21 protein-coding genes are annotated in these 25,185 nt (G+C 64.0%); 12 read left to right on the top strand and 9 right to left on the bottom strand.

What is annotated here, in order from left to right:
* Positions 1 to 298: 298 nt before the first annotated feature.
* Positions 299 to 1,828, top strand: coding sequence for a deoxyguanosinetriphosphate triphosphohydrolase family protein (locus HK108_RS18150; RefSeq protein ID WP_181272550.1), 1,530 nt, complete (start codon positions 299 to 301; stop codon positions 1,826 to 1,828).
* Between the two features lie 181 nt (positions 1,829 to 2,009).
* Here the strand turns inward: HK108_RS18150 and HK108_RS18145 are convergent, their stop codons facing one another.
* Positions 2,010 to 5,657 carry a choice-of-anchor G family protein gene (locus tag HK108_RS18145; protein WP_181272549.1) on the bottom strand — a complete coding sequence of 1,216 codons (3,648 nt, stop codon included), beginning with the start codon at positions 5,655 to 5,657 and terminating at the stop codon, positions 2,010 to 2,012.
* Positions 5,658 to 6,134: 477 nt separating this feature from the next.
* Here HK108_RS18145 and lhgD point away from each other — a divergent pair, with 477 nt between their 5' ends.
* Positions 6,135 to 7,349 (top strand): L-2-hydroxyglutarate dehydrogenase, encoded by a 1,215-nt coding sequence (lhgD, locus tag HK108_RS18140; RefSeq protein ID WP_181272548.1) that lies wholly within the window; start codon positions 6,135 to 6,137, stop codon positions 7,347 to 7,349.
* Between the two features lie 95 nt (positions 7,350 to 7,444).
* Here lhgD and HK108_RS18135 read toward each other — a convergent pair whose 3' ends face one another.
* A complete protein-coding gene (locus HK108_RS18135; protein ID WP_101543431.1) occupies positions 7,445 to 7,969 on the bottom strand; it encodes a Dps family protein in 525 nt (174 codons plus the stop codon).
* A 90-nt stretch (positions 7,970 to 8,059) separates the two neighbouring features.
* Positions 8,060 to 9,115: a hypothetical protein gene (locus HK108_RS18130; protein WP_181272547.1), complete on the bottom strand. Its 1,056-nt coding sequence runs from the start codon at positions 9,113 to 9,115 to the stop codon at positions 8,060 to 8,062.
* Positions 9,116 to 9,268: 153 nt separating this feature from the next.
* Between HK108_RS18130 and galE the strand changes: the two genes are divergently transcribed.
* Together galE and HK108_RS18120 are read left to right on the top strand one after the other, a co-directional pair.
* Positions 9,269 to 10,264 (top strand): UDP-glucose 4-epimerase GalE, encoded by a 996-nt coding sequence (galE, locus tag HK108_RS18125; protein WP_181272546.1) that lies wholly within the window; start codon positions 9,269 to 9,271, stop codon positions 10,262 to 10,264.
* Complete coding sequence (locus HK108_RS18120) at positions 10,261 to 11,145, top strand: DUF3626 domain-containing protein (protein WP_219922575.1); 885 nt, start codon at positions 10,261 to 10,263, stop codon at positions 11,143 to 11,145. The genes galE and HK108_RS18120 overlap by 4 nt, the downstream gene beginning before the upstream one ends.
* A 9-nt stretch (positions 11,146 to 11,154) precedes the next feature.
* Here HK108_RS18120 and HK108_RS18115 read toward each other — a convergent pair whose 3' ends face one another.
* Positions 11,155 to 11,799 (bottom strand): YdhK family protein, encoded by a 645-nt coding sequence (locus HK108_RS18115; protein ID WP_181272544.1) that lies wholly within the window; start codon positions 11,797 to 11,799, stop codon positions 11,155 to 11,157.
* 18 nt (positions 11,800 to 11,817) lie between these two features.
* Between HK108_RS18115 and HK108_RS18110 the strand changes: the two genes are divergently transcribed.
* From HK108_RS18110 to HK108_RS18095, 4 genes are all read left to right on the top strand, one after another.
* Complete coding sequence (locus tag HK108_RS18110; RefSeq protein WP_229664260.1) at positions 11,818 to 12,579, top strand: CueP family metal-binding protein; 762 nt, start codon at positions 11,818 to 11,820, stop codon at positions 12,577 to 12,579.
* 185 nt (positions 12,580 to 12,764) lie between these two features.
* Complete coding sequence (locus HK108_RS18105) at positions 12,765 to 13,661, top strand: LysR family transcriptional regulator (protein WP_181272543.1); 897 nt, start codon at positions 12,765 to 12,767, stop codon at positions 13,659 to 13,661.
* Positions 13,662 to 13,713: 52 nt separating this feature from the next.
* Positions 13,714 to 15,066 carry a sodium/glutamate symporter gene (locus HK108_RS18100; protein ID WP_181272542.1) on the top strand — a complete coding sequence of 451 codons (1,353 nt, stop codon included), beginning with the start codon at positions 13,714 to 13,716 and terminating at the stop codon, positions 15,064 to 15,066.
* Positions 15,067 to 15,117: 51 nt separating this feature from the next.
* Entirely contained in the window at positions 15,118 to 16,266 is a 1,149-nt protein-coding gene (locus HK108_RS18095) for an FAD-dependent oxidoreductase (RefSeq protein ID WP_181272541.1), read from the top strand.
* A 43-nt stretch (positions 16,267 to 16,309) separates the two neighbouring features.
* Here HK108_RS18095 and HK108_RS18090 read toward each other — a convergent pair whose 3' ends face one another.
* Together HK108_RS18090 and HK108_RS18085 are read right to left on the bottom strand one after the other, a co-directional pair.
* Positions 16,310 to 17,059 carry a class I SAM-dependent methyltransferase gene (locus HK108_RS18090; RefSeq protein WP_181272540.1) on the bottom strand — a complete coding sequence of 250 codons (750 nt, stop codon included), beginning with the start codon at positions 17,057 to 17,059 and terminating at the stop codon, positions 16,310 to 16,312.
* A 25-nt stretch (positions 17,060 to 17,084) separates the two neighbouring features.
* Entirely contained in the window at positions 17,085 to 18,068 is a 984-nt protein-coding gene (locus tag HK108_RS18085) for an alpha/beta fold hydrolase (protein ID WP_229664259.1), read from the bottom strand.
* 54 nt (positions 18,069 to 18,122) lie between these two features.
* Here HK108_RS18085 and HK108_RS19215 point away from each other — a divergent pair, with 54 nt between their 5' ends.
* Both HK108_RS19215 and HK108_RS18075 read left to right on the top strand, forming a co-directional pair.
* Entirely contained in the window at positions 18,123 to 18,485 is a 363-nt protein-coding gene (locus tag HK108_RS19215) for a MerR family transcriptional regulator (RefSeq protein ID WP_181272539.1), read from the top strand.
* A 211-nt stretch (positions 18,486 to 18,696) separates the two neighbouring features.
* The gene (locus HK108_RS18075) at positions 18,697 to 20,403 is read left to right on the top strand and encodes a formate--tetrahydrofolate ligase (protein ID WP_181272538.1); all 1,707 of its coding nucleotides are present in this window, start codon (positions 18,697 to 18,699) and stop codon (positions 20,401 to 20,403) included.
* 124 nt (positions 20,404 to 20,527) lie between these two features.
* Here the strand turns inward: HK108_RS18075 and HK108_RS18070 are convergent, their stop codons facing one another.
* From HK108_RS18070 to bla, 3 genes are all read right to left on the bottom strand, one after another.
* The gene (locus tag HK108_RS18070) at positions 20,528 to 20,995 is read right to left on the bottom strand and encodes an SRPBCC family protein (protein ID WP_181272537.1); all 468 of its coding nucleotides are present in this window, start codon (positions 20,993 to 20,995) and stop codon (positions 20,528 to 20,530) included.
* A 79-nt stretch (positions 20,996 to 21,074) separates the two neighbouring features.
* The gene (locus HK108_RS18065) at positions 21,075 to 21,857 is read right to left on the bottom strand and encodes an NAD(P)-binding domain-containing protein (protein ID WP_181272536.1); all 783 of its coding nucleotides are present in this window, start codon (positions 21,855 to 21,857) and stop codon (positions 21,075 to 21,077) included.
* A gap of 177 nt (positions 21,858 to 22,034) precedes the next feature.
* Positions 22,035 to 22,964, bottom strand: coding sequence for a class A beta-lactamase (bla, locus tag HK108_RS18060; RefSeq protein WP_181272535.1), 930 nt, complete (start codon positions 22,962 to 22,964; stop codon positions 22,035 to 22,037).
* A gap of 176 nt (positions 22,965 to 23,140) precedes the next feature.
* Here bla and HK108_RS18055 point away from each other — a divergent pair, with 176 nt between their 5' ends.
* Both HK108_RS18055 and HK108_RS18050 read left to right on the top strand, forming a co-directional pair.
* The gene (locus HK108_RS18055; protein WP_181272534.1) at positions 23,141 to 24,136 is read left to right on the top strand and encodes a LysR family transcriptional regulator; all 996 of its coding nucleotides are present in this window, start codon (positions 23,141 to 23,143) and stop codon (positions 24,134 to 24,136) included.
* Positions 24,133 to 25,032, top strand: coding sequence for a serine hydrolase (locus HK108_RS18050; RefSeq protein ID WP_181272533.1), 900 nt, complete (start codon positions 24,133 to 24,135; stop codon positions 25,030 to 25,032). The genes HK108_RS18055 and HK108_RS18050 overlap by 4 nt, the downstream gene beginning before the upstream one ends.
* Positions 25,033 to 25,185 lie beyond the last annotated feature (153 nt).

Raw genomic sequence — 25,185 nt, 5'->3', positions numbered from 1 at the left:
ATCTTCTCGTGTTGGTAGACGAAGTTTCGGATCTCTTCGACAGTGTATCCAGGGGTGATGGCCATGGTGCTCCGGTTCCTCTCTTATCCGGAGTGGCTCACAACCAGCCTGACACAGAGGGGACTCCGGTCATCGTGACCACCTCCTATAGGTATCTTCACCATACGATGCTGTGATCTGAGTCTCAAGGGATCCCCTTACTACCTGACGGGGGCCCAGCAACCTGGCGCCAGGTTGCTGAGCCCCCGTCAGGTAGCAATAGAGGATCTTCAGGGTGCGGAATCGGTAGTCTGAGTTCATGGAACGACAGAGATATCACACCACCGGAGGTCGCGATCGCAATGTCGCCGAGGAGGCCCGCCCCGGAGAGGACGAGTTCCGCGTCGATATCGAACGGATCCGGTTCTCCCCGTTCTTCTCCCGCCTTGCCTCGGTCACCCAGGTCATACCGCAGGCCGGATCCGGCACGGTCATCCACAACCGGCTGACGCATTCGCTCAAGGTCTCCGCGGTGGCCCGGTCGATCGCGATCACGTTGAACAACGCCGACGATGGGACCCGGGAAGCGGTGAGCCGCCTCGGCGGATGTGATCCTGTTGTCGTGCAGGCGGCCGCGGCCGCTCACGATCTGGGGCACCCGCCGTTCGGCCACCTCGGCGAGAAGGAACTCGACCGGGTGTCGCGGCAGGTTCTGCGTCTTGAGGACGGGTTCGAGGGGAATGCGCAGACGTTTCGGATTCTCACCGCCCTCGACAGCTGCGAGGCCACGGCGCGCGGTCTCAATCTCACGCGCGCGATTCGGGCTGCGGTGCTCAAGTATCCGTGGGAGCGCGGGGAATGGACAGGCGATCGGGCGTCGTCGGCGGCACGGATGCCACGTGGGGTCGGTGACGATGTCAGCGAGGGAGCGATGAAGTTCTCCGCCTATGCCACCGAGGTCGAGGAGATGGCGGACGTGCTCTCGGCGTTCCCGGCGATCGGGAAGTATCAGCAGACGCTCGAATGCGCGGTCATGGACGTCGCCGACGATATTGCGTACGCGGTGCACGACCTGGACGATTTCTACCGGTCGAACGTGTTGCAGTACACGGCCGTGTCCGCTGAGCTCGGGCGGTGGCTGCGCGATCATCGCGAGTTGGCGGCCTTGGACTCTGCAGAATTGGACCGGCGGCGGCCCGGGCATGCCCTCGAGGCGATCCGGCGACACATCGGGGAGAAGGACCCGTGGATCGCGTCGGAGGAGGCGTTCCGAGAGTCGGTGGAGCGGGTCAACCGGGACCTTGTCGAGGGGCTGCTCGGCGTTCCCTACGACGGAGGACTGGAAGCGGATCGGGCGGTCACCGGATTCACCCGGAGGTGGATCGACCGGTTGCAGGCCTCCATCGTCGTCGACCCGGACCCGCATATCCGCAGCGGTCACGTGCGGCTGAGCCAGGAGGCTTGGCACGATGTCGTGGTGCTGAAATTCGTGCATTCGCGCTTCGTGCTCGAACGGTCTGACCTCGCAGTGTATCAGCGTGGGCAGACGCGGATCATCGCGTCCCTGGTCGAGGGATTCCATGAGTGGCTGCTCGATCCGGATGAGGCGACGCGGATTCCCCGGCGTCTGGTCGATTCCGTCGAGGCGGCCACGCAGGAGTACTCGGATCTGTACGCGCGCAACCCTGCTGCGTTGGGGGAGGAGGGCGCGGCCGGCATCGTGCGGCGTGGTCGGGCGCGGGCGGTCGTGGACTATATCGCCTCGTTCACCGATGCGCAGGCGATGTCGGTCAACGCTCTGATCACCGGTGCCTCGGAAGAGCCGTGGGAGGCCGGGCGCGGGTTGTAGGTCTCGTGCGTCGGGGTCGGGGCTCCCCGCGATCCCTGACCTGCGGTCGAGGCCGTGGCCCGTTGTCGGCGGTCAGGAAGCGACGGGGATGCAAACGACGGGCATGCGAACGGCGGGGCCGGAGTTCTCACTCCGACCCCGCCGTTGGCGGTTTCAGCTCAATGACTGAGCTGGGTCACCCTCAGTGCTTGCCTGCACGGTAACGGCGGGTTGCCCACACCGCTGCTGCGCCGCCGGCGAGGAGCAGTGCGGCGAATCCGACCATGGCCGGGAGGCCGTCGGCACCCGTCCGCGGCAGGTCGCCACCAGCATTGCCCGAGGCGTTCGTGCTCGAACCGGCCGAGGTGCTCGAACCGGATCCGGCGTTGGCTGCCGAACCTGCGTTGGCCGATGCGGCCTGGTCCGAATCAGCCGAAGCCTCATTTGCATCGTCTGCCGACGAAGCGTTGGCCTCGTCGCCGTCGGCCGAGGCGTTCGCCTCTGCGCCTTCAGCGGCTGCGTCAGCCTCAGCGCCGTCTGCCGCTGCAGAAGCAGAAGCCTCCGAGGAGGAGTCCGCCGTCGACGCTGCCGAAGCGGCGGCACCGGCGTTGGCGTTGGACGCAGCCGAAGCCTCCGCATTGCTGTCATCCGAGTTATCGGCGTTTGCGGCGGCGTTGGCTGCCTGCTGCGCCGATGCGTTCGGATCCGATGTCGCATCCGCTGAGGTCTCCGAGGAGGCCTCTTCGTTGGCGGCGGACTCTGCGGCTGCTTCGGCGTTCTCGTCAGCTGCTGCCGATGCCGTGTTGTTGGCATTGTTGTCAGCTGCTGCCTGAGCGGCTGCCTGCGCCGCCGGATCTGCGTCAGCATCAGCGGTGGCCGTGGCGGACGCCGAAGCCGAGGCCGCTGCGTTCACATTGGCGTTCGCGTCGGAATCATCCGAGGCGGTGGCCGCGGCTCCGTTATCAGCGCCATCGGCATCCGCAGCTGCTTCAGCCGAAGCTGCAGCCGAGGAATCGGCGTTCGCTGCCACCGAAGCGGCTACCGCTGCATTGGCATCGGCTTCCGCGGTGGTGTCTGCGCTCGCCGAGTCCTCATCGTTGCTGTCGGCCGTTGCCGTTGCTGCGGCCTGAGCTGCAGCGTTGGACTCGGTCGTCGCGTCGGCTGAGGTCTCCGAGGTCGCCTCTTCGTTGGCGGCCGATTCGGCAGCTGCCTCGGCGTTCTCGTCCGCCGCTGCAGATGCTGTGTTGTTGGCATCTTCATCGGCCGCGGCTTCGGCTGCTGCCTGAGCAGCAGGGTCTGTGTCGGCGTCAGCCTGAGCGGATGCAGCGGCCGAGGCCGAAGCATTCGCGTTCGCGGTGGTCTCATTGCTGGCATCCGCGACCGTGGAATCATCCGCATCTGCTGCAGCCGAGGCCGAAGCTTCTGAAGAAGAGTCCGCCGTCGCTGCGGTGCTGGCTGCTGCCGCCGCGTTGGCATCGGCCGCTGCTGAGGTATCAGCGTTGGTCGAATCCGAGTTGTCGGCGTTTGCGGCGGCGTTGGCTGCCTGCTGCGCCGATGCGTTCGGATCTGATGTCGCATCCGCCGAGGTCTCCGAGGAAGCTTCTTCGTTAGCGGCGGATTCCGCTGCTGCTTCGGCGTTCTCGTTCGCTGCTGCCGATGCTGCGCTGTTCGCATCGTTGTCGGCTGCAGCCTGAGCTGCAGCCTGAGCGGCGGGATCGCCGTCGACGTCAGCGTCGGCAGATGCCGAAGCCGAAGCCGCTGCATTCACGTTCGCATCTGCTTCATCAGCTGCATCCGCGTTGGGATCGGCATTCGCCGATGGATCGGCGTCGTCGTCTGCCGCTGCGTTCTCCGATGCGGTGGCTGACGAATCTGCCGTCGAGGCCGCCGACGCAGCTGCCGCCGGGTCGGCGTTCGCTGCGGCGGAGGATTCCGCATTCGTGTTATCGGTGTTGTCGGCGTTCGCTGCGGCCTCGGACGCGGCTGTCGACGACGCGTTCTCGTCTGTCGTCGCGTCGGTCGAAGCGGTGGTTGATGCGTCTTCCGTCGCCGCAGCCTCAGCCGCAGCTTGTGCATCCTCGTCGGCGGCGGCCGAAGCGGTTGACGTGGCGTCGTCGTTGGCCGCGGCCTGCGAAGCTGCCTGGGCAGCTTCGTTGCCGTCGTCATCGGCGGTTGCCGATGCGGCAGCCGAAGCCGCTGCATTTGCGTTCACATCATCGTCACCGGGCTCCTCCGGAGCGTCCGCGGTCGCACGGACCGAGGACGACGCAAGGTTGATGTCGATGGCGTCCGCGGCTGGGAGCAGTTCCAAGCTCACTGCACTGACCGTGAAGCCAGGCCCATTGTTGCCTTTGACCTGGCTTTCCTCTGCAGGATCCTTAGCGGTCGGCTGCTCGTTGATCGTGAGGTCGACGACCTGATTGAGTGCCTCGAAGACTGGGTCGAGGGAGGTCAGGAGCGGGTTGACGATGCCGGTCACAGCATCGGCGACTTCATCAGCCGTCGAATCAAGGATCCCGCCGATGAGAGGCTCGGTGATACCGAGGACAGCGTTGATCACCGGTTGAGTGATGGCATTGAGCACACTGCCCACAGGAACGCCCGCAATTGAGAGATCGGTGGTGACTGTCGGGTCGGAGTCGTCCGTGCCGGCCAGTTGGCCGAGCGTGGCGTCCACAGTGACCTTGCCGTTGACGGCGGGAATTCCGAGTGCAGAAATGTTCGCAGGGAGTTCGATGACGAGGTGGACATCGTTGAGCGCATCAGACAGGGTCTCGTTGACCTTGCCGGAGAGCGCGCCGAGAGCGTCGGCCACCGCGTCGGTGATTTTAGAGATCGTGTCCGAGGTGAGCACCTGGGTGTTCGGGTCGAGACCGTTGAGGTCAGAGGCGTCTCCGCCCTTGACGATCTTCGCGAGGTCGATCTGGATGTCGCCATTGGCGAGATCGATCGAAACGATGCCAGCTTCGTCTTCGAGTGCCTCGTTGACGACGTTCTCGACAACGCTGTTGAGCGCATCGCGAACCTGGACCGACACTTGGGTGTCGTCTCCTCCGATATTGACGGAGGCGATCCCGACGTTCAGATTCAGTCCGATACCGGCCAGTTCGTTGACTAGGCCCTCGTCGCCGATGACCTCTTCGAGAGTGCCACCGGCACCGTCGACGACTTCGTTGAGGTCGTCGGACAGGCCGCCGACCGCGGGGCTAGAGACTGTGAGGATTCCGTCGGCGACGGCGTATTCGGAGTCGTCGGCTTCGCCGTTGCTGTTGGCCGTCGACGCGATCGCACCGAGTTCGAGACTGAGCTCATCGACGATTTGATCGGTGACCCCGTCGAGGTTGAGCTGGCCGAGCACTGAAGTCAGATCGACCTTGGCGTTGCCGTACTCGCCATTGTTGATGTCATCGAGATTGAGGCCGCCGTCCGTCCCGACGGCGCCGGCACTGGCCGTGGCGTCGTTGTAGGCAGGAGCGTGCCCATAGGTGTTGAGTGCTCCGCCTTCGCCGAGTTCGAGGAGGCCGTCCCCGCCCTCGTTGCTGATGAGCGGGATGCCGATTCCGGGGAGTTCGACTCCGATGGCTTGGAGCACCTCAGCGTTGATCGGAGTGCTGTCCGCGTCCGTGCTGGACGGAGAACTGCTGTACGCCGAGAGAGCGTCGACAGCGTCTGCGGTCAAAATGTCGGCATCGATCAGTTGCCCGTAGGCTTCTGAGTCTTCGTTCGGATTCTGTTCATCGGCGGCACCGGGCGAGGTCGTCAGCAGGGTCAGACCCACTGCTGTCGCCGCGGCGACAGACCCCACCGCGATCTTCCGACCGGCTCCGGGCCGGCCTCTCAGTATTCTCATGGTTCTCCACATCGTTCAGACCCTGATCAGGTCCAGGCGCCGCCTGGACGGAAACAGGCAGTTTCCTGACAGGACGCTCACAACGTTACGGAGTAATCAAAAAGTAATCAGCAGATCACAGGAAAAGTTACCTCGTCGTTATAGTTACGCCAAGGTAGGTTCTGATGGCTGCTGCGGATGTCTGCGGCGGCAAGCCCCGTTTCTGCGCGATTCTATGAACCTGCAGGTGAAAGGCTTGCTACGAGGAGTGCGGTCTGACGAACTGAAATTTGCCACAGTCATAGTTGAGTCACTGCGTACTCCTTTTTATGTCACGTATTGGGACACGAACGGGCGACTGCGAAATCCGTCTGTGACCGTATGGCGACCGGCAAGGTCACGACTCCCGCGGTGTGGACGGGACGTGCAAGACACCTCGCCGTCGCCTAAAGTCGACTCAGCCGCAGCAGAGACGGCAATCAACGAAGGAGTTGACGCATGGCGAAGGAGGCACGATGGGCAGTCGTCGGAACAGGAATCATCGGCGCCGCAGTGGCACGCGAAATCCTCAATCGCCACGACTCCGCCGATGTCACCCTCTTCGAAAAAGAAGACCACCCTGCCGCCCACCAGACCGGTCACAACTCCGGAGTCGTCCATGCCGGCCTCTACTACGAACCGGGCAGCCTCAAAGCCACCCTCTGCCGCCGAGGCGTCTCCCTCCTGACCGACTTCGCTGCCGAACACAATGTCGCCTTCGACGAATGTGGCAAGGTCGTCGTCGCCACCGACGACACAGAAGTCGAACGTCTTCAAGCCATCCATGACCGTGCCCTGGCTAACGGCGTCCCCGACATTGCGATGCTCGACCGCGACGGCTTACGTGACATCGAACCGAACGCAGAGGGAGTTGCCGCCCTCCACTCACCCCACACCGCGATCATCGACTACCCTGGCCTCACCGACGCTCTCGTTGCAGACTTCCGTGCCCACGGCGGCCGCGTCCGCTTCTCCACCCCGGTCAAAAGCATCGATCACCGAGGTGGCTCCACCTCCCACGGCTCCGCCGTCGTCCGTACCCCGGTCGACGCCCAGGAATTCGACCACGTCATCGTCTGCGCCGGCCTCCAGTCCGACCGCCTCGCCGCCCGCTCCGGACAGAAGCGCACTCCCACCGTGGTGCCGTTCTTCGGGCAGTACTTCATCCTCGACGAGGCGCACAGCAATACGGTCAACGGACTCACCTATCCCGTCCCGGACCCGAAGTATCCCTTCCTCGGCGTCCACGTCACCCGACGCATCGACGGCGGACTGATGATCGGCCCCAATGCCTTTCTCTCGTTCTCCCGCGAACGCTACCGAGGGCTCGGCCTCAACATTCCCGACTCCCTCGCAGTGGCCGCCGACCCCGGATTCTGGCGCTTCGCCGCAGGCAATATGGCCACCGCTGCCCGGGAGCTGCCCGGGGTGCTCTCGATCGAGAGATTCGTCGCCGAGGCGGCCCGCTACGTCCCCTCCCTCACCGGAGCTGACGGCCACCGCGCCACCCGCGGAATCCGCGCGCAGGCCATGAATCGGGACGGAACACTCGTCGATGACTTCGTCATCGATCGGGCGGGAGCCACGATGTTCGTCAGGAACGCGCCCTCCCCGGGAGCCACCTCGGCGCTGGCCATTGCCGAACACCTCGTCGGCATCATCGACGGGCGATGATGCCGGTGCCGGGCGTCGACAACGAAGGGCCGCCTACCCGACCGTGAGGACGGGAGGCGGCCCGAAGATCAAGGTGGCTGCTCAGTCGCACCGACTCACTTGGGTGTGCGGGTCTCTGCGCTGATGAACCAGGCCTGCTGCTCGAGTTGAGCGATGTAGCTGTGGAAGATGTCGGCGGTCGTCGGGTCCGCGGAGTCGACCTCGTCGTGGCAGTCGCGCATCGAGGCCACGGTCGCTTCGATCGATGCGACCATGTGGTCGATGGCGTCGTGGGTGCTGATCTCGCCGTTCGGGAACTCCGGCAACCCTGTCTGTTCGGCGATCACCGCGGGGCGACCGTCCGGCGAGGCGTGGAGGGCACGCATGCGTTCAGCGATCTCATCGCTGCCTGCACGGGCGATGTCCGTGACTTCGTCGAGGTTGAGGTGGAGGTCGCGGAAGTTCGTGCCCACGATATTCCAATGCGCCTGCTTGGCAGTCAGGCTCAGAGCGATGAAGTCGACCAGAACCGTTTGGAGGTTCTTGGTCAGGGCGTCGGAGGCGATGAAGCCGCGTTCGGCGTTCTCGCGAGTGGTCTTCTCTGAGCCATGGGGGTCGGGAACTGTCACTGACTGTGTCATGATTCTTGCTCCTATTCTCTCCGGTTTCGCGTTGACCCGGAGTCTGTGGCCACCATAACGCTGCCGCAGATGGCACGTAACCCCCCCCCGTCAGGATGTGCCGGTCTCGTCGTCCTGAGCGATATAGACGCGGGAGCGCAGCCGCTGGGCGTGCGTGAGATTCTTGAGGTCGATGTCGCTGTCGAAGCTTGAGCCGAGTGCGCCGGCGACGACGCCCATCGCTGCGCTCAACCACGCGATGTCGAGGTAGTTCGTCAGTCGAGCCTCGGGCCGGTGGATCGTCTGGGCCATGAACTCCGGATCGATGACGATGAGACTGCCGGCGAGGATGCCCACGACGAGCAGCGCATAGAGACCGGTCACGCAGACGATGAGCGTGAGCACTGTGGACAGGTTGTAGTAGAAGACGACCTGAGCCAGGCGTTCATTGACCGGGCGATCCCACAGGCGATTGATCGTCAGCAACCATCCGACCATGACAGCGATGGCGATGATGCCGATCGAGATGAGTCGGAGAGTCGAGAGGTGATGCGACATCTGCCAGATGGAGCTGTAGAAGACGCCGAACGCCCCGGTCGCGGCGGCCGCAGCCATGGCACGGGAGAGTTTCCGCGCCATCCGCAGCGGCTCATTGGCCATGGTCATGCCCAGCACGAGGCGGGTCCCACCGGTGAAGGTGTGAGCGTGGAGGGTGCGGCGGCCGGATTCGGTTCGATTCGACCACTGTCCCCAGCGCGGAAGCCGATTCCTCTTCGCCGGCACATGCCCGTCGGGCAGAAGCTGATTGACACAGCTCATATAGATCTTGAGCAGACGGCGCTTGGTCGTCATCGCACCGAGGGTGGGGCAGGAGATCACGGCGACTTTTCGGGCGGGCAGCACCTCGGCGATCAGTGGTTTGCCCTGGGTGTGGCGGGGAATGTCGGTGAGCATGATGACGAGATCGGCATCGGGATATTGGGCGACGATCGCGTCCAAGGTGGACAGCTCCAGCTGGTGGTCGGCATGGACGCGCAACGTCTTCGTGCACACATCGACAGTGACCTCGGTCTCGAAGTCCTGTTGGAGGTGGTCGAGGAACTCGTCCTGGATCGAGGCCACACGGCGGCTCGGGGGGCCGGGATCGGAGATGAGGAGGACGTGCATTTTCTCACTGTGGCAGGGGCTTCTCCCGCATGGCCAGGGCGACGGCGAATTCCGACGCTTTCCCCACCGCGCATTCAGGCCGAATCTGATCTCGGACCCCTGAACGCGTATTCTGATACCGACGTGTCGACGAGACGAAGGAGGACGCGGTCAATGGCAGTTCTGGTGACCGGAGGGGCAGGTTACATCGGTTCGCACGTGGTGCGGCTGCTCACCGAACGCGGAGACGATGTGCTCGTCGTCGACGACTTCTCCACCGGCATCGACGCTCGCGTCGAGGGCCTGCCCGTGGTCGATCTCGATCTGGCTGCGGCCGATGCCGAGGAGCGCCTGGTGTCCGCGATCAAGGAACACGGCGTCGACTCGATCATCCACTTCGCGGCGAAGAAGCAGGTCGGCGAATCCGTCGAGGAGCCGGTCATGTACTACCGGCAGAACATCGGGGCACTGACGAACATCCTCGCCGCCGTCGAGGCGACCGGCATCGAATCGCTCGTCTTCTCCTCCTCGGCCGCGACCTACGGCATGCCCGATGTCGACATGGTGCCTGAGGATCTCGACTGCCGCCCCATCAACCCGTACGGCCAGACGAAGCTCATCGGCGAGTGGATGATCGACAACCAGATCACCGCCTCGCAGATGCGGGGCACTACATTCAACGCCGTGAAGCTGCGCTACTTCAACGTCGCCGGTGCCGGCTGGAGCGAACTCGCCGACACCGCCGTCATGAACCTCATCCCGATCGTGCTCGAGCGGCTGAAGGACGGTAAGGCGCCGATCATCTTCGGCGACGACTACGACACCCCTGACGGCACGTGCATCCGCGATTACGTTCACGTCAAGGACCTCGCCGAGGCGCATATCGCCGCCCTCGACTACATGAAGGCCGGCGGCACCACGGAGACCGTGTTCAACGTCGGCACCGGGACCGGCGCCTCGGTGAAGGAAGTCATCGATACCATCGCCGAGGTGACCGGCCGTGACATCGTCCCCGAAATCGGCGAGCGTCGCGCCGGTGACCCGCCGGCGCTGGTCGCCGACGTCACCCGGATCTCCGCCATGCTCAGCTGGAAGGCCGAGTTCGGTCTTGAGGAGATCGTCCGCAGCGCTGTCGAGGCCGCGGGGATGTTGCCGAACCAAGAACGATGACGCAATCGGACCCAGCCGCAACAGCACTTCACTGGGTCCGAGCACGTTCCGCGCCAGGGCACGAGCTGCCGGTCGGGGCGCGGGTGGCACTGCATTTCCATCCCGGTGATGACGCCTCTGAGGCTGGGGTGCTCGAGTCGATTCTCGAGCTGGGACAGTATCTTTCCCAGTTCGCCACAGGCACGAGCAATGGCGGTCTGACGGCCTTCCCCGGCGGCGACCGGTGGCTCTGGGAGCAGAGAATCTTCGGTGGAGCCTATGACCATGTGGAGGTGCACCACCGACCGGTCTATGGGGCACTTGACCTCGACGGCGACCCCTTTGGGCCGGCACCGCGGTTCGGGTCGGCCTACCTGCGTCTCCGTCCGGAGGTCCTTGCGCGAGCGACGTTCGCTTACCCGGACAGCACCTTTGAGCCGGAGCTCTTCGGGGTTGCTGACCGGATGAGGCTCATTGCCGACTATCGTCGTGACGAGCGGGCTGCCGACCAGGCTGCTGCCCAGGGATGCGGCATCGTCGACCGTCTCGATCACTACATCGAGGCCCATATCCACGGAGGGGTGAAGATGCCCGATGATGTTGAAGCATTGGTGGTCGATCCAAGCTTCGCCGATCATGCGGTCGTGGAGAGAGCCGGCCGCTGCGGCCTCGTTGTCGAGACTCACCCCGGCTATGTCGCCGAGGTTGCCGAAATTGCGGCGCACCCGGAATATCGGGGCCAGGATGTGGTCGAGCTCGCGCAGCGGATCGTCGAGAGGCTGGCGAACTCAACCCAGTTGCTCCCCATTCATGTCGCACGTGCCAGACGGGTGTGGGACCTCGACGGGCAGCAGAGCAAGAAGCTTTGGCACTGCCTCGCACGATTTGGTCGGACCTGGTGAACCACTCCGTTACTTCGCGGGTTTCATCTCGCTTTCGACGACCCATTTGTGGTTCGTCATCTCCATCTCATCGGTCTTGACATCGACCATGTAGACGGTCTCGTCCGTCGCTGAGTCGATCGTCGCCTCGGCACCCTTCATTCCGGGCATATGATCGGCGTTGACGGTGGCCTTGTCGCCCTTCTTCAGCGGTGCCTTGCCCGGGTCCTTGAGCTCTTCGTGGACGACCCATTTGTGATCCTTGACCGGGTCGCCGCCGTCGGTCGGCGTGTAGCTGATTGAGTAGGTCGTGGTGTCGAAGGCGCCGGAGACTGTTGCCTCGGCGCCCTTCATTCCCGGCATGTGGTCGGCGGAGAGGACAACTGTGTCGCCGACATCGAACTTCGGGTCGGCGGCCTTCGTGATTCCCTTCGGCGGGTCGCCGCCATCGTCGGCGTGCCCTTCGTGCCCACCTGATCCGTGTCCGGATTCGCTGTGGTCCATGTCGTCGTGTTCGGAGCCGCCAGTTTCGCTCGAGGCGGACTCGTGGCTGCCGTGGGAGTCTTCTCTGCCCGATCCGCGGCCCTCGTCATTCGCAGTTGAGCAGCCTGCCAGAGCCAGTCCGAGTGCTGCGGTGACCGCAGTGAGGCGGGCGGCTGGATTGAGCTTCTTCATCAGTGGTCTCCTGGTTCGGTGAGACGGTCGCGTCGGATTCGCTCGGCGGCAGATGGGAACCTTTCAGGGCATCCCATCTCGTGGACCCGCCACGGTCACCCTATACCCCTTATGGGTATGATTGCCAAGACGGCATACGTGCTCTGCATCCGTAGTGACATGGGGATATATATGAAGACGACGCAATTCGTGTTGGGGGCTGCGGCCTTCGTTCTTGCCCTGACCGGGTGTTCTGCTTCTGGAACGGGAAGCGAAGCATCCACAGAATCAGGAGAGTCTGCAACAGTGCAGTCGGGTTCGGCTGAAACGCTGCTAGCTGACCTCGATCTGGCCGACGAGGACGTCACAGGAGTCATCGATCAACTCGATCGCCTGCCTGTCGACGAGAGGCCCACCGACCTCATGGCCTCGGTGCAGCCTGACGAACTTGTTCTCACCGATGGACAGCAAGAGGCGACGATGGCACTGCCGGAGGGGAAGAGCTACGTCTCCATCGCTCCTTTCGTCGATGAGACGCACGACTGCTTCTACCACAGCCTCACGACCTGTCGGGGCGAGTTGAGCGAGAAGGACGTCGATGTGGTGATCACAGACTCAGAGACGGGCGAAGCAGTGGTGGATGAGTCGACGACGACCTTCGATAACGGGTTCGTCGGCTTCTGGGTGCCGTCCGGCATCACCGGTACCATCGAGGTCAACGCCGAGGGCAAGACCGGTACGACCGATTTCTCCACGAGAAGCGATGGGCCCACCTGCGTGACCGACCTCAAGTTGAAGTAGGAACTGGAAGGGGAGACTGGCGTAGTTCATCTTCGCAGAGGGCCTAGTTGCTAGATGATTGTCGTCTAGCTATCTCGTAAATTGATCTGATTTACATCTTGTTTTGATCGGATCGAATTCATAGACTCGGCTGTCATGAACACAACCACAGTTGCTTGTGTCACGCGTCGTCCGGGAGCACGGCGATGAGCGAAGTCAGCCTCAAGCAGTTGCGCTGTTTCCTCGCTGTGTACTCCGAAGGCAGCTTCACGAAAGCCGCGAAGTCCTTACACATGGCACAGTCGCCGGTCAGCCAGTCTGTTGCCTCATTGGAGCGGCACTTGGGCGAGAAACTCTTCGAGAGGAGGCCGCGTGAAGTCATCCCCACTGCCGCGGCTCGCGGGCTCTATCCCGAAGTGCTCGAGCTGCGACGCCGTGCCGATTCGCTTCCACAGCTTGCAGCAGATATGCGGGACGGGACGAAAACCCAGCGGATCCGCCTCGGTGGAGTCAGCTCGGCCTTCCCAGCCATCATCGCCGGAGTGCTCGCAGCCCTCGCCGACCACTCAATCGTCGTCTCCGACGGCAGCAGCTCCGACCTCACGCTGGCCGTCGACAACGGGGACATCGATGCCTGCCTGGTGAGGGAGTTCAGCAGTCACCGGACCGATGAGAAGATCGCGTTCCGGGAGAAGCTGTGCGTGGCATTTCCAAATGGCCATCGATTGGCCGACCGCGGCGAAGTCCATGTCGGCGAGATCAGCGAAGAGCCGGTCGTGTTGTTCCACCGTTCCTCTGCTCCCGTCGCATTCGACCTCGTCGCCAGCATCTTCATTGAGCACGGACGAACGATGCGCACGGTCGCACATGTGTCGAACGAGCAGGCTATCCTCGGGCTGGTCGCCGCCGGGGCGGGCATCAGCCTCGTGCCGGAATCGGTTGCCGTCCAATCGTGGAGCGGTGTCGCGTTCGCCTCCCTCGCCGAGGCACGGCACACCTATCCGCTGACGATTCGCACCGCACCTGGAGACCCGTTGAAACTGCTGGACCCGCTGACCGAAGTGCTCGGCAGATGGGCGGCAGAAAACGACCTTACGCCCTGACTTCTTAATCAGCCCTCTCATCCACGAACCGCTTTCACAGGAGACTGCTCTCATGGAACCCACGGAATTCAGCCCCTCAGCGCTGCTCGTCGATGCCGGACTCATCGGCGGCCTGCTCGTCATCGGCACGATTCTGCGAGCTAAGATTTCGGCGATCCAAACGATGATGATTCCTGCCGGAGTCATTGCCGGTGTGCTCGGTCTGGTGCTCGGTCCCAATGTTCTCGGCTGGCTGCCGTTTTCGGACCAGCTCGGCGAATACACCTCCCTGCTCATCGTCCTGGTCTTCGCCTGCCTGGCCATGACCAGCGACTTCAACATCCTCAAGATCGGGCGATCGGTCGCGGGTTTCGCGAGCTATGGTGTCCTCATCTACGCCGCGCAAACGGCCATCGGCATGGGGCTGGTTCTGCTTGTCCTCGGTCCACTGTTCGGGGCGCCTGATCATGTCGGGCTGCTGCTGTTCGCCGGCTGGGCCGGTGGCTTCGGTTCAGCGGCGGCGATCGGTACGGTATTCGCCGATTCCGGCGACCCTGCCGTGCAGTCCCTCGCATTCACCGCAGCCACAGTCGGTCTGCTCGTCGGAGTCGTCGGCGGTATCATCCAGGCGAAGTATGGTGCGGTGAAGGGATACGCGCGTGAGTTCTCCGGCCTTGACAAGGTGCCCGCCGAGTTGCGGACCGGAATCCTCGACGACAACGTCGAGCAGCCTGCGATCGGTACGCACAAATTCTCCGGCAGTGCCATCGAATCGTTGACGTTCCAAGCCGGAATCGTCGCCGGGGTGTCCGCGGGCGCCTACGGAATCAACGTCATCCTCGGCGAACTCATCCCTTCTGTGGCATTCCCGCTGTTCTCAATCGCGTTCCTCGTCGGCCTCGTGCTCCGGGCGCTGCTGTCCGCGACGTCGACGACGAAGTTCATCGACAAGGACACCCAGAGTTCCATCTCCGGATCTGCGACTGACGTCCTCATGGTGTGCGGTATCGCCTCAGTAGTGCCGAGCTTCGTCGTCGACCAATGGCTCTCACTTCTCATTCTCTTCGTCGTCGGTCTGGCCCTGTGCCTGTTCCTGGGCCTGTGGGTCGCCCCGCGAGTGATGGAAGAAGGGTGGTTCGAACGGCAGCTCTTCACCTGGGGCTGGGCGACAGGGGCGGTCGCCACAGGCATCGCACTGTTGCGCATCGTTGATCCGAAACTCAACTCTCGCACCCTTGAGGACTTCTCTCTGGCATACCTCCCGGTCATCCCGGTAGAAGTCACCGCAGTGACCTTCGCTCCATTGCTGGTCATCGCCGGCGCCTCCTGGGCAGTTGTGGGAATCTGGGGTGCGATCACCGTCGTCGCTGTCGCCGCAGCATTCGTCGTTGTCGCAGGCAACAGACGCAGCCGGATCCAGGTGTGACGCACCCGCGCGAGAGACCAAATACCCAACCACCTCTTGAGGAGAACAGCTTTGACCCACCACATCGTCATCGGAGCCGGGTTGGCCGGTGCCGCGGCCGCATGCTCACTGACCGCGCGCGGCGAGGACGTCACTGTGCTCGAACGGCATACCCCGGCCAACGACCGTGGCAGCTCCCATGGTTCGGCCCGCATCTTCCGCTACGCCTATCCGGATCGCCTCTACACCGAGCTCGTCGTGCGTGCGCGTGAGCTGTGGGACGACCTCGAAGCGAAATCGGGAACTGAGCTGATCACTCGCACGGGAGCGCTCGACTTCGGCGACGCCCGGCACACCGATCTGCTCGCCGAAATCTTCGATGAAGTCGGCGTTGAGTACGAGGTCCTCGACCCTGAGAGTGCCGCAGAACGGTGGCCGCAGTTCGCCTTCGACACCGACGTGCTGTGGCACCCCGACGCCGGCGTCATCGACGCCGAGACCACGGTGACGACCATGCTCGACCGTGCAGTGGACACCGGGCGTGCCCGGATCCTCACAGATTGGACGGTCACCGAGGTGGCCCGACGATACGAGGGCGGCTTCAGTGTCACCTCGGCGACGGGGGACGTTGTCGAAGGTGACCGCGTCATCGTCGCGGCGGGCGGGTGGTTGCCCGACCTCCTCGGCGATCTTGGTTTTCCGCCAGCGTTCCTTGAGGCGCTGCCGACTTTCGAAGTGCGGCAGGAACAGGCGTTTCACATGCCCTACCGCGATGCCGGTGCTGACGGGCGGCCGAGCACACTGTGGCCGACGTTCATCCACAAATCCGGGGAGATGTTTACCTACGGACTGCCCGGCGGGCGGGACGCCGGTTTCGCGGGACAGAAGTTCGCGCAGTTCAACGGTGGGAAGGTGATCGGTTCGGCCCTTGACCAGGACGGACAGATTACCGAGGAGATGCGGGCTCGGATGATCGATTATGCGAAGCGGAACCTGCCGGGACTTATTCCGGAACCGTATGCGGAGACGACGTGTCTGTTCACTAACACTCCGAACGAGGATTTCGTCATCGACGAGGTCGACGGTCTCGTCATCGTCTCGGCCTGTTCGGGGCACGGGGCGAAATTCGCGCCGCTGCTCGGCGAATTTGCCGCCGACCTCGCTACGGGTGCCGGCGATGTTCCGGATCGGTTCCGGGTAGGTAGCGCTTCGACGATGTGATCGGGTGGCGTGGTGTCTCAGCGTTCTGTCGCGATGAATTGCCTCAACGCTTTGACGCGATGATGAGGTGCCGCGTCGAATGGGCAACGAAGGGTTCACCCCTACGCATCCGGGCATCGAGTTCACGCAGTTGCGGAAGGTAATCGGAGACTGCGAAGTCGGGCACCCACCATGGACATTTGCGCAGGATCCACACGATCGCACCGACGTCGAAGAACTCCATGCGGCAGCGCGCGGTGCGCAGCGTTTCGACCGTGAGTCCGGCCGCCTCGGCGGCGTCGGATTCGGTCTGCGGGTGCCGTGCGCGGCGATTTTCCGGCAACGGTCCGAGGAAGAACTCGATGAGCTCGAACGCCGAGGCCGGACCGACGTGCTGGGCGAGATAGGTGCCGCCGGGGACGAGCACCCGGGAGATCTCCGACCAGGCGGGGCTCACAGGATGTCGGGAGGTGACAAGGTCGAAGCTGCCGTTGGCGAAAGGCAGCCTGTGCGGGTCGGCTTCGACGACATCGACGCCACGCGGACCGAGCCGGTGCCGGGCCACAGCGATATTGGGGCGGTACGACTCGGTCACCGCCATGCGCGGCGGCAGCACCGGTGCCTCGTCGATGACCTCGCCGCCGCCGGTATCGATATCGAGGGCCGCCGTTGCCGTCGACAGTCTCCTGGTAAGAAGACTTGCGTAACCCCAGGGCGGTCGCTCCTCGGTGGCGCGCCCATCGAGCCAGCCGAACCCCCACCCGATGACATCGGCGGATTGTGCCTCGGTGACGAGCTCGTCGAATGCGCGCATACCGCCATCTTCGCGCACACGACTCTCACACGTCGAGCCAAGCGGTCACATCGACGAGCAGATCGTGCGGTGCCTCGAGCGGCACAAGGTGGCCCGAGCGCGGAAAACGGGTCATGTGCGGGTTTCCGGGCAGCGCTTCGGCGAGGCGATCGGCTTGGTCGGCCGGAATCCACGGATCGTCCTCACCCCATCCGATGCGAACCGGGCAGCGCACCTCGCCGAGGCGGTCGACGATGGGCGCCGTGTGCTTGGGGCGCAGCGCGGCGATCTGCCGGTAGAAGGCAGCTTGACCGGCTTTGGTGCACCAGGGTTCGCTGAGTGCGGCGATCCATTCCTCGCTGAGACTCGAGCGGTCGTCGCCCGACGGAGATTCGTCGGTCGTCGGGGCTGCCGCCCCGGAAATGTATTCGCGGGCCAGTGCACGATGAAGTCGAGGAGGGAGGGCTGCGAAGACCTTTTCGTTCTCCGCGACGAGGCGGAAGAACGGTGAACCCCACGGGTCGAGAGTGACGACGTCGAGCAGATACAGCGACGCGAAATCGCAGCCCTCGAGCAGGTGCGCGCCGAGCGCGACAGCACCGCCGATGTCATGGGCGATGACATGGGGATTCGAGACGTTCCAACAGTCGATGAGCTCGGCCAGTCGACGACGCTGGGTGATGAGATCAACGGCGGGGGCCGCCTCGGCGGGGGAGTGGTCTGTCGGCTGTGCCGACGTTTCGGAGGGATCGGGGATGGAATCGCCGGATGTGGCGGGAATCGAGTCGCCGTAGCCGGGCATGTCCCAGAGGCGGACGCGGTTCGTCTGGGCGAGCTCGCGGGCAAGCGGCAGCCACATCCGTGCTGACCACGGGGTTCCGTGGCAGATGATGACCTCGCCGAGGCGGTCCTGGACGTTGTCGTGGGAGGTCGGTTCGAGGGTCGTGGTGGCCACCTCGGCGCCGTCGCTCAAGGTGATGCGGTCGGTGGATATGCGGAGGGCGGGGCTGCGATCGGTCGGTGTCATCATGGATCGACGGTAGAACTTCAGGTCAACCTGAAGTCAAGGTGTCATCATGGAGTCATGAAGATCGGGGATGCGGCAGCGCAGCTGGGAACGGCCGCGCATGTGCTCAGGCACTGGGAGGACGAAGGCGTCGTCGTGCCGGACCGCACTGCGGCCGGGCACCGTGAGTATTCGGATGAGCATCTGAGCCGGTGTCGGATTGTGCTGTCGTGTCAGAGCGTGGGCTTGAGCCTTGCCGAGATCCGGGCGATCCTGCACCGTGGGGAGACCGGCCGCGCCTCGGTGATCGCTGCTCGGCTCTCGGCGATTCGGGCGCAGCGGACCGCGCTGGACTCAGCTGAGAGGTTTCTCCTCCATGTTCGCCATTGCCGGCACGACCTTATGACTCGGTGCCCGGAGTGCTCGGAGTATGCGGGGTGAGCGGTCAGCCGCCTTGGTGTGGGCTCGCCAAACGCTCAGTGGGAGTTCCGCGATTTGCTCAATGGGAACATCGCGAAGTGCTCAGTTGGTTACGCGGCGGTCGGCCGCCTCGGCGAGTTCGATGTTGCGGTGGGCGGAACTCAGTGCACATTGCGCGAATTCTCGGGTCGGTGATGGTCACAAAATCTCGCAGAACGGGCATGATGGCCTTATGACCACAGATATGGATATTGCGCTCAGCGCCGAGCTCGATCCCATCGTCGATATCGCCGCTGGGCTGGGTCTCGACGCGAAGGACATCATTCCTCACGGATGGACGAAGGCGAAGGTGCCGATCGACATCCTCGATCGGGCGGCCGAGAACGCCACAGACGGCAGGCTCATCCTCGTCACCGCCATGAGCCCGACCCCGGCAGGGGAAGGAAAGACCACGACGAGCATCGGCCTGGCCGACGGACTCAACGAACTCGCGCGGTCGAAACCCGAGGTCGGCAAGGCCGTGCTGGCGCTGCGGGAGCCGAGCATGGGCCCGGTCTTCGGAATGAAGGGCGGGGCGGCCGGAGGCGGATACGCGCAAGTCGTGCCGATGGAGGACATCAACCTCCACTTCACCGGCGACTTCGCGGCCATCGCTGCGGCGAACAACCTTGCCGCGACGATGCTCGACAACCACATCCATTTCGGAAACGAGCTCGACGTCGACCCGCGGCGTATCCACCTCCGCCGTGTCGTCGACCTCAATGACCGCGCCCTGCGCGGAGTCGTCGTCGGACTCGGCGGGCTCAACGGGGGAGTGCCCCGCGAGGATGCCTTCGACATCGTCGTCGCCAGCGAGGTCATGGCGGTGTTCTGCCTGTCCACCTCGCTTGCTGATCTCAAGGAACGGCTGGGACGGATCGTGCTCGCCCACAGTAGGGGGCGGGAGCCGATCACCGTTGCGGACATCGGGGCGGCGGGCGCGATGACCGCGCTGCTGCGCAACGCACTGGCGCCGAACCTCGTGCAGTCCCTGGAACATTCGCCGGCGTTCATCCACGGCGGACCGTTCGCGAACATCGCCCACGGCTGCAACAGTCTCTTGGCTACCAAGGCCGGGCTGGCGCTGGGGGACTGGGTGGTCACGGAGGCCGGTTTCGGTGCCGACCTCGGAGCCGAGAAGTTCCTCGACATCAAGTGCCGCACCGCCGGGATCTGGCCCTCCGCCGTGGTCGTCGTCGCGACTCTGCGGGCCCTGAAGTACCACGGGGGAGTCGACGTTGCCGATGTGAACTCGGCTGATGTTGGTGCGGTGCTGGAGGGCATGAGCAACCTCGAACTGCACTGCCGGAACCTGCGCGAGATCTACGGGCTGACGCCCGTCGTGTGCTTCAACCGATTCCCCACGGACACCGACGAGGAGATGGCTGCGGCGATCAGCCATTTGGATGGTCTTGGGGTTGCGGCCGTGGAGTCCACGCACTGGGCCGACGGCGGCAAGGGTGCTCTTGCATTGGCCGAGGCGGTCGTCGAGGCTGCGAGCGGGGCGCCGGAGGATCCGGCCGCCTCGGCGAGGTATTCGTACGAGCTCGGGGCACCGCTGGAGGACAAGATCCGCACGATCGCGCAGCGGATCTACCAGGCCAAAGATGTCGACTTGCCGGCCAAGGTGAAGCGGAAGCTGCGTCAGTTCACCGATGAAGGCTACGCCGATGCGCCCGTGTGCATCGCGAAGACGCAGTACTCGGTGTCGACGGACGCGAGCCTGCGTGGGGCGCCGACCGACCACGTCATCGAGATCAAGGATGTGCGGCTGTCGGCCGGAGCCGGGTTCATCGTCGTCATCGCCGGCGACATCATGACGATGCCGGGCCTGCCGCGCGAACCCTCAGCGCTGAAGATCGACGTCACCGAGGATGGCAACATCACCGGCCTCTTCTAAGAGCTAATTACTACCCGACGGCGGCTCAGCAACCTGGCGCCAGGTTGCTCAGCCGCCGCCGGGTAGCAATAGGGGTCAGTCGGGGCGGGCAGCCAGTTCTGTGGTTGCTCCGTCTGCCTCTGCCCTAGCGTGCTTCGACGACCTGCTTGACCGCTGCGAGAGTCTCGGGAATGCCGGTCTGCGCAGACGCCGTCCGTGCGGCGATCTCCTCGGATGCCCGTGCACCGTACTTCTCTGCGAAGAACTCCTGCCCCTCCGGCAGGAACTCCCATGATTCGGTGAGCAGTGTGCCTCCATCCGCATCCTGCATACTGTAGGTCCAGTTGACTCGGCCGGGTCCCACGTTCCATCCGAAAGCCCGCCCTTCGTCGGCGACGACTACACGACTGCGAGTCTGCCACTCACGGTCAGGGGTGACGTTGCGCCCGGTGAACCAAGCTCCTACTCGTGGACCATCGCCTTCGTCCCACCAGCACTCTCGGCAGATCGGCGACCACTTTCCAGTCCGAGTCACGTCCGCAACAGTCCTGTAGACCGTCATGGGGTCGGCGTCGATGTGGATGGAATCTGCGAAGGTGAGAGACTCGGTCATGCTGGTGATCCTAGCGACCTTCGGAAGCGTACGGGCGATCTCTCAAACAGTGGTCGGGCAGGCACTTTGAACGGTCAGGTCAGTCTCCGGCGTTTCCTGTGACGCGGTCGAATACGGCGTCGAGATTCATCGCCAGAGAGTGGCGGTTGGCCTCGTTCATCCACTCGTTGTTGAGCATTTCGTTGAGGCCGCCCGGGGTTTCGTGAGCTGCGACCAGGTCGTCGATGGGGTCGGTGGTCTGGGCGAGAGTGGTGCCGAGACCGACGAACTGACCGCGGATGAAGTGATCGGCATCCGCCTGGTCCCAGCCGCGGTTGACGAGCCATGCCGTGATCGTCTGCAAGAACGCGAAGTGCGCCGACATCGTCGCGGTCACGGTCGAGAGCGTGGAGAACATCGTCTCATCGGCTGCGGTCACCGATCCGCCGAGGTGGCTCAGCAGCTCTTCGACCGCGTCATTGGCCGGGTACACTGCGGTCACTCCCTTGCGCTCGAGGACAGCCGGCAGGGGGATGACGCGCACGATCGTCGGGGAATGCGGAAGATGGGTCCCGAGCGTGGGCGTCGAAACTCCAGCGACGGCGCTGACCAGGGTCTTCTCTGCCGGGATGTCGAGATCGTCCAGGACTGCGTCGGTCTGCTGCGGCAGGACCGCGAGCACGATGAGGTCGCTGCGGTCGACGACGTCCTGATTGCTCTGACAGACCGTAGCAGACTCGATGGACTCAGCGAGTTTCGCTGCACGGTCGGCATTGCGTGGGGAGAGGAAGATCTGGAGGTCGGCTTTCGCCTCGCTGTCGGCAAGACCTTCGACCATCGCCGAGGCGATCTCTCCGACTCCGATGAATCCGATGCGTGTCATGTGCTCCTCCTTGAGTGGCGTGTCCCTGTTCGCATTGTGTCATTGACTCAATGGTCCGGGTGCGGGGACCTCGAAAGGGAGGTGAGCTGCCGTGCGTCCAAACAACCCGACGGCGGCTCAGATACCTCGCGCGAGGTATCTGCGCCGCCGTCGGATAGTAATTCGAGCGGGGCGGAGTCACTCGAATTCGGCGAGGACCGCCTCGGCGACGGCGGCGACCAGGGCCGGTCCGTCCTCAGATTCGGGGTCGTCGGTTTCTGTCATCACGGAGATGACGATGGGTTCGCGATCAGGAGGTGTCACCACTGCGATGTCGTTCTGAATGGCGTCCGAGTGTCCCGATTTGTCTCTGACCACCCAGCCTTCGGGAGCGCCGGCGCGGATGAGAGGATCGCCCGTCTCATTTGCCGACATCCAGTCGAGAAGCACCCTGCGATCATCGTCCGAGAGTCGGTCCGGGGCGAGGAGTCCCTGCAGACCGGCGGTGAATGCGGCCGGGGTGGTGGTGTTGTCCGTGCTGCCCTCTTCGACGTCGTTGAGCTCCGGCTCTTCGTCTGTGACCTCGGTGGTCGTGTCTCCGGCCTTCTCCAGGGCATCGTCGAGAGCCTCGGGACCGCCGAGCTCATCAAGCACAATGTTCATCGCCAGGTTGTCGCTGACCCTCAGCGCGCTCTCGGCCACATCTTCCAGTGGCAGCCCGTCGTCGACGTGCTTCTCCGTCACCGGTGTCCATCCGGCCTCATCGACATCGGCCTGAGTCCAGGTCACGTTCTTCTCAAGCTCTTTCGGCGTCGTGAGATCGAGGAGTTCGGCGACGGCGAAGACCTTGAGCGAGGAAGCGAAGCCGAAGCGCTCGTCTGCACGGTGGTCAACTGATTCGCCGGACTCGGTATCGAGCGCGCTGACTCCGACTCTCGCGTCGTAGCGGTCTTCGAGGTTCGTAAGCTGCTCTTCGAGTCGCTGGTGGTCGTTGTTGTCAGTCGGGCAGTTTGAGGTTTCGGTCTGTGTATTGGACCGGTCCGGCTGAGCCTCACTCGGAGTGCAGCCGGCCAATGCCATGGCTGCCAGTGTCGACGCAGCGACGCACTGCAGGATACGGGCGTTCATCGATTCGTTCCGTTCTCTCCCCGACGGGAGTCGACTTCAGGTGGATCGGCGGGCCGAGCACTGTCTCGGGTTCGATGTGCTTGCGATGCTCGCTGTTGAACATCTTTCTCCACTGCTGCCATGCGGTCGAAGACTGAAACCCTCGTTCTCATATCGATAGCGCATACCATGAGGTCATGGACCTGGTAGACGCCTGTCGGACATTCACCGCTGTCAGCGAACTCGGCAGTATGACACTTGGTGCTGCCGCCGACGGAATCCCGCAGCCGGTGGCCAGTCGGCGCATCGCAGGGCTTGAGAAGCAGCTCGGTGCGCGGCTCCTCGAACGGACCGGACGGGGAGTGAGTCTCACACCGTTCGGTCGCGACATGCTGGTCCCGGCAACGCGGCTGGTCGAACTGGCAGACGAGCTGCTCATCGGTGCAGACCGGGCAAAGTTGCGGCCCATCTCTCTGGCAGTCCCGACTTCCTGCTCGACACGAAATCTTGCGGTGCTGGCGGCATCGATGAAGGACCGGGGGCTTCGGGTCGACTTCCGCTCGAGTCCGCCGGGAAGGCGGTCCGACGATCTCGCCGGGAGACGAGTGCGCGCTTCGGTGCAGACCGTTCCCGCAGACGAAGGCACTTGGATTGTCGCGTTGGGGTGTGCTCATCGCTCTCCGCTGACGGCTCCGGTGCGGATCGCAGACCTGCGGAGATCTCGGGCGCGGGTCCCCGGCGATGATCTCGAACTTGCAGGTCGACGCCTGCGAGTGATGAGCGAGGACAACGTTCCGCACATTCGCGACCGGGTCCGACGGTCCGCCGAGACCGCTGGTCTGCTTCCCTACCAAGTCATTGTGGACACCTCAGACCCTGACGCGGTCGCGGCGGTGCTCAGTGACGGTGATCTGCTGCTGTGCAGCGAGGCCGAGGCCGCAGAATTGGATCTTCCCTGGGCACCGCTCATCGACCCGACGATTTCTCGGGGCTATGAATTGGCGGCCGCCGCGGACGAGGACATAATGCTGCTTGCCGACTTCACCGAGGAGGTCGCTGATTGCCTCGGCGGATCGGTCGCCTCCGAGGCGAACAGGCGGCCTTCGAGGTCGGGAAGGCGACGATCGCTGTCCAGCGGTGCCGCCTCGACGCCCGTTCCGCGGACCACGCGGTCGAGGGGTGAAGCGCCATGATCGAACGGAAGAGAGTTATCAGGGCGGCCGGAGCAGAGCTTGAACAGGCGGGTCTGAGCGCCAGAATCATCGCCCGTGATCTCGATACGAACGCCGAGGTTGCGCTCGCACCCGACGGAGCGCTGCCGCTGGCGTCGCTGGTCAAAGTGCCGATTGCAGTGGCAGTGCTCAATCGGATTGTGGCGGGGGACCTTGCCGCCGACGAGCAGGTCCGAGTCGAACCGGCCGTTGCCGAATCTGCGAGTCCGACAAGTGCTGCACGCTTTCGGCACCCGGCGCGGATCGCGGTCGAGGATCTGCTCACCTTGGCCGTGTGCTTCAGCGACAACACTGCTGCCGATGCACTGCTTGACCTTGTTCCTGCAGCCGAGGTGCAAAGGGATCTCGATGCTCTCGGGCTGCGGACCATCGATATCCGCCACCGGCTCGATGCGCTGACGATGACACCGTTGGAGAGCCTCGACAGAGCCGAAGCGCACCTGGCCTACGACCTCGCACAGATTCGATCGTCCCAGGGCGACGGGCATCGGATATGGCAGCTCGACGTCTCCCGCGCCAACTCCGCCACGGCTCGCGGGCTGATGGGCCTTCTCGCCGAGGTCTGGCGCCCCGCGAGGCTCGACCTCGGCGTCGCCGCCCGGCTGCGGGAGCTGATGTCCGGGAACGTCGTTCGCCACCGACTTGCGCCCGACCTGATGTCCGATTCGGCTCGGTGGTCGTCGAAGACGGGCACCTTGCTCCATCTCAGGCACGAGATCGGTGTCGTCGACCACGCCGACGGTCAGGCGATCGCCATCGTCGTGCTCAGCGAATCGAGCAATCCCGCTTCGGTTCAGCCCGCCGCGGAGGCTGCTCTCGGTGCCGCTGCCCGTGCCCTTCACGATCTGCTGAGGTGAGGGGAACGTCGGTCCGCAGACACTCTTTCCCGCCCAGAACTACTGTGAGTATTGATGGTGGCTGGTCTGGGACTGGCTGGCAGAGTAGGAACTGACCGTCCCATCGATCATCATGACCCGCAGAACTACTGACTCGAACGATGTCCTCGTCGG

Source organism: Brevibacterium sediminis (assembly GCF_013623905.1).
GTDB classification, from domain to species: domain Bacteria; phylum Actinomycetota; class Actinomycetes; order Actinomycetales; family Brevibacteriaceae; genus Brevibacterium; species Brevibacterium sediminis.
The sequence above is the reverse complement of the archived record's forward strand: the minus strand, read 5'-3'. Positions and strand labels throughout refer to the sequence as shown.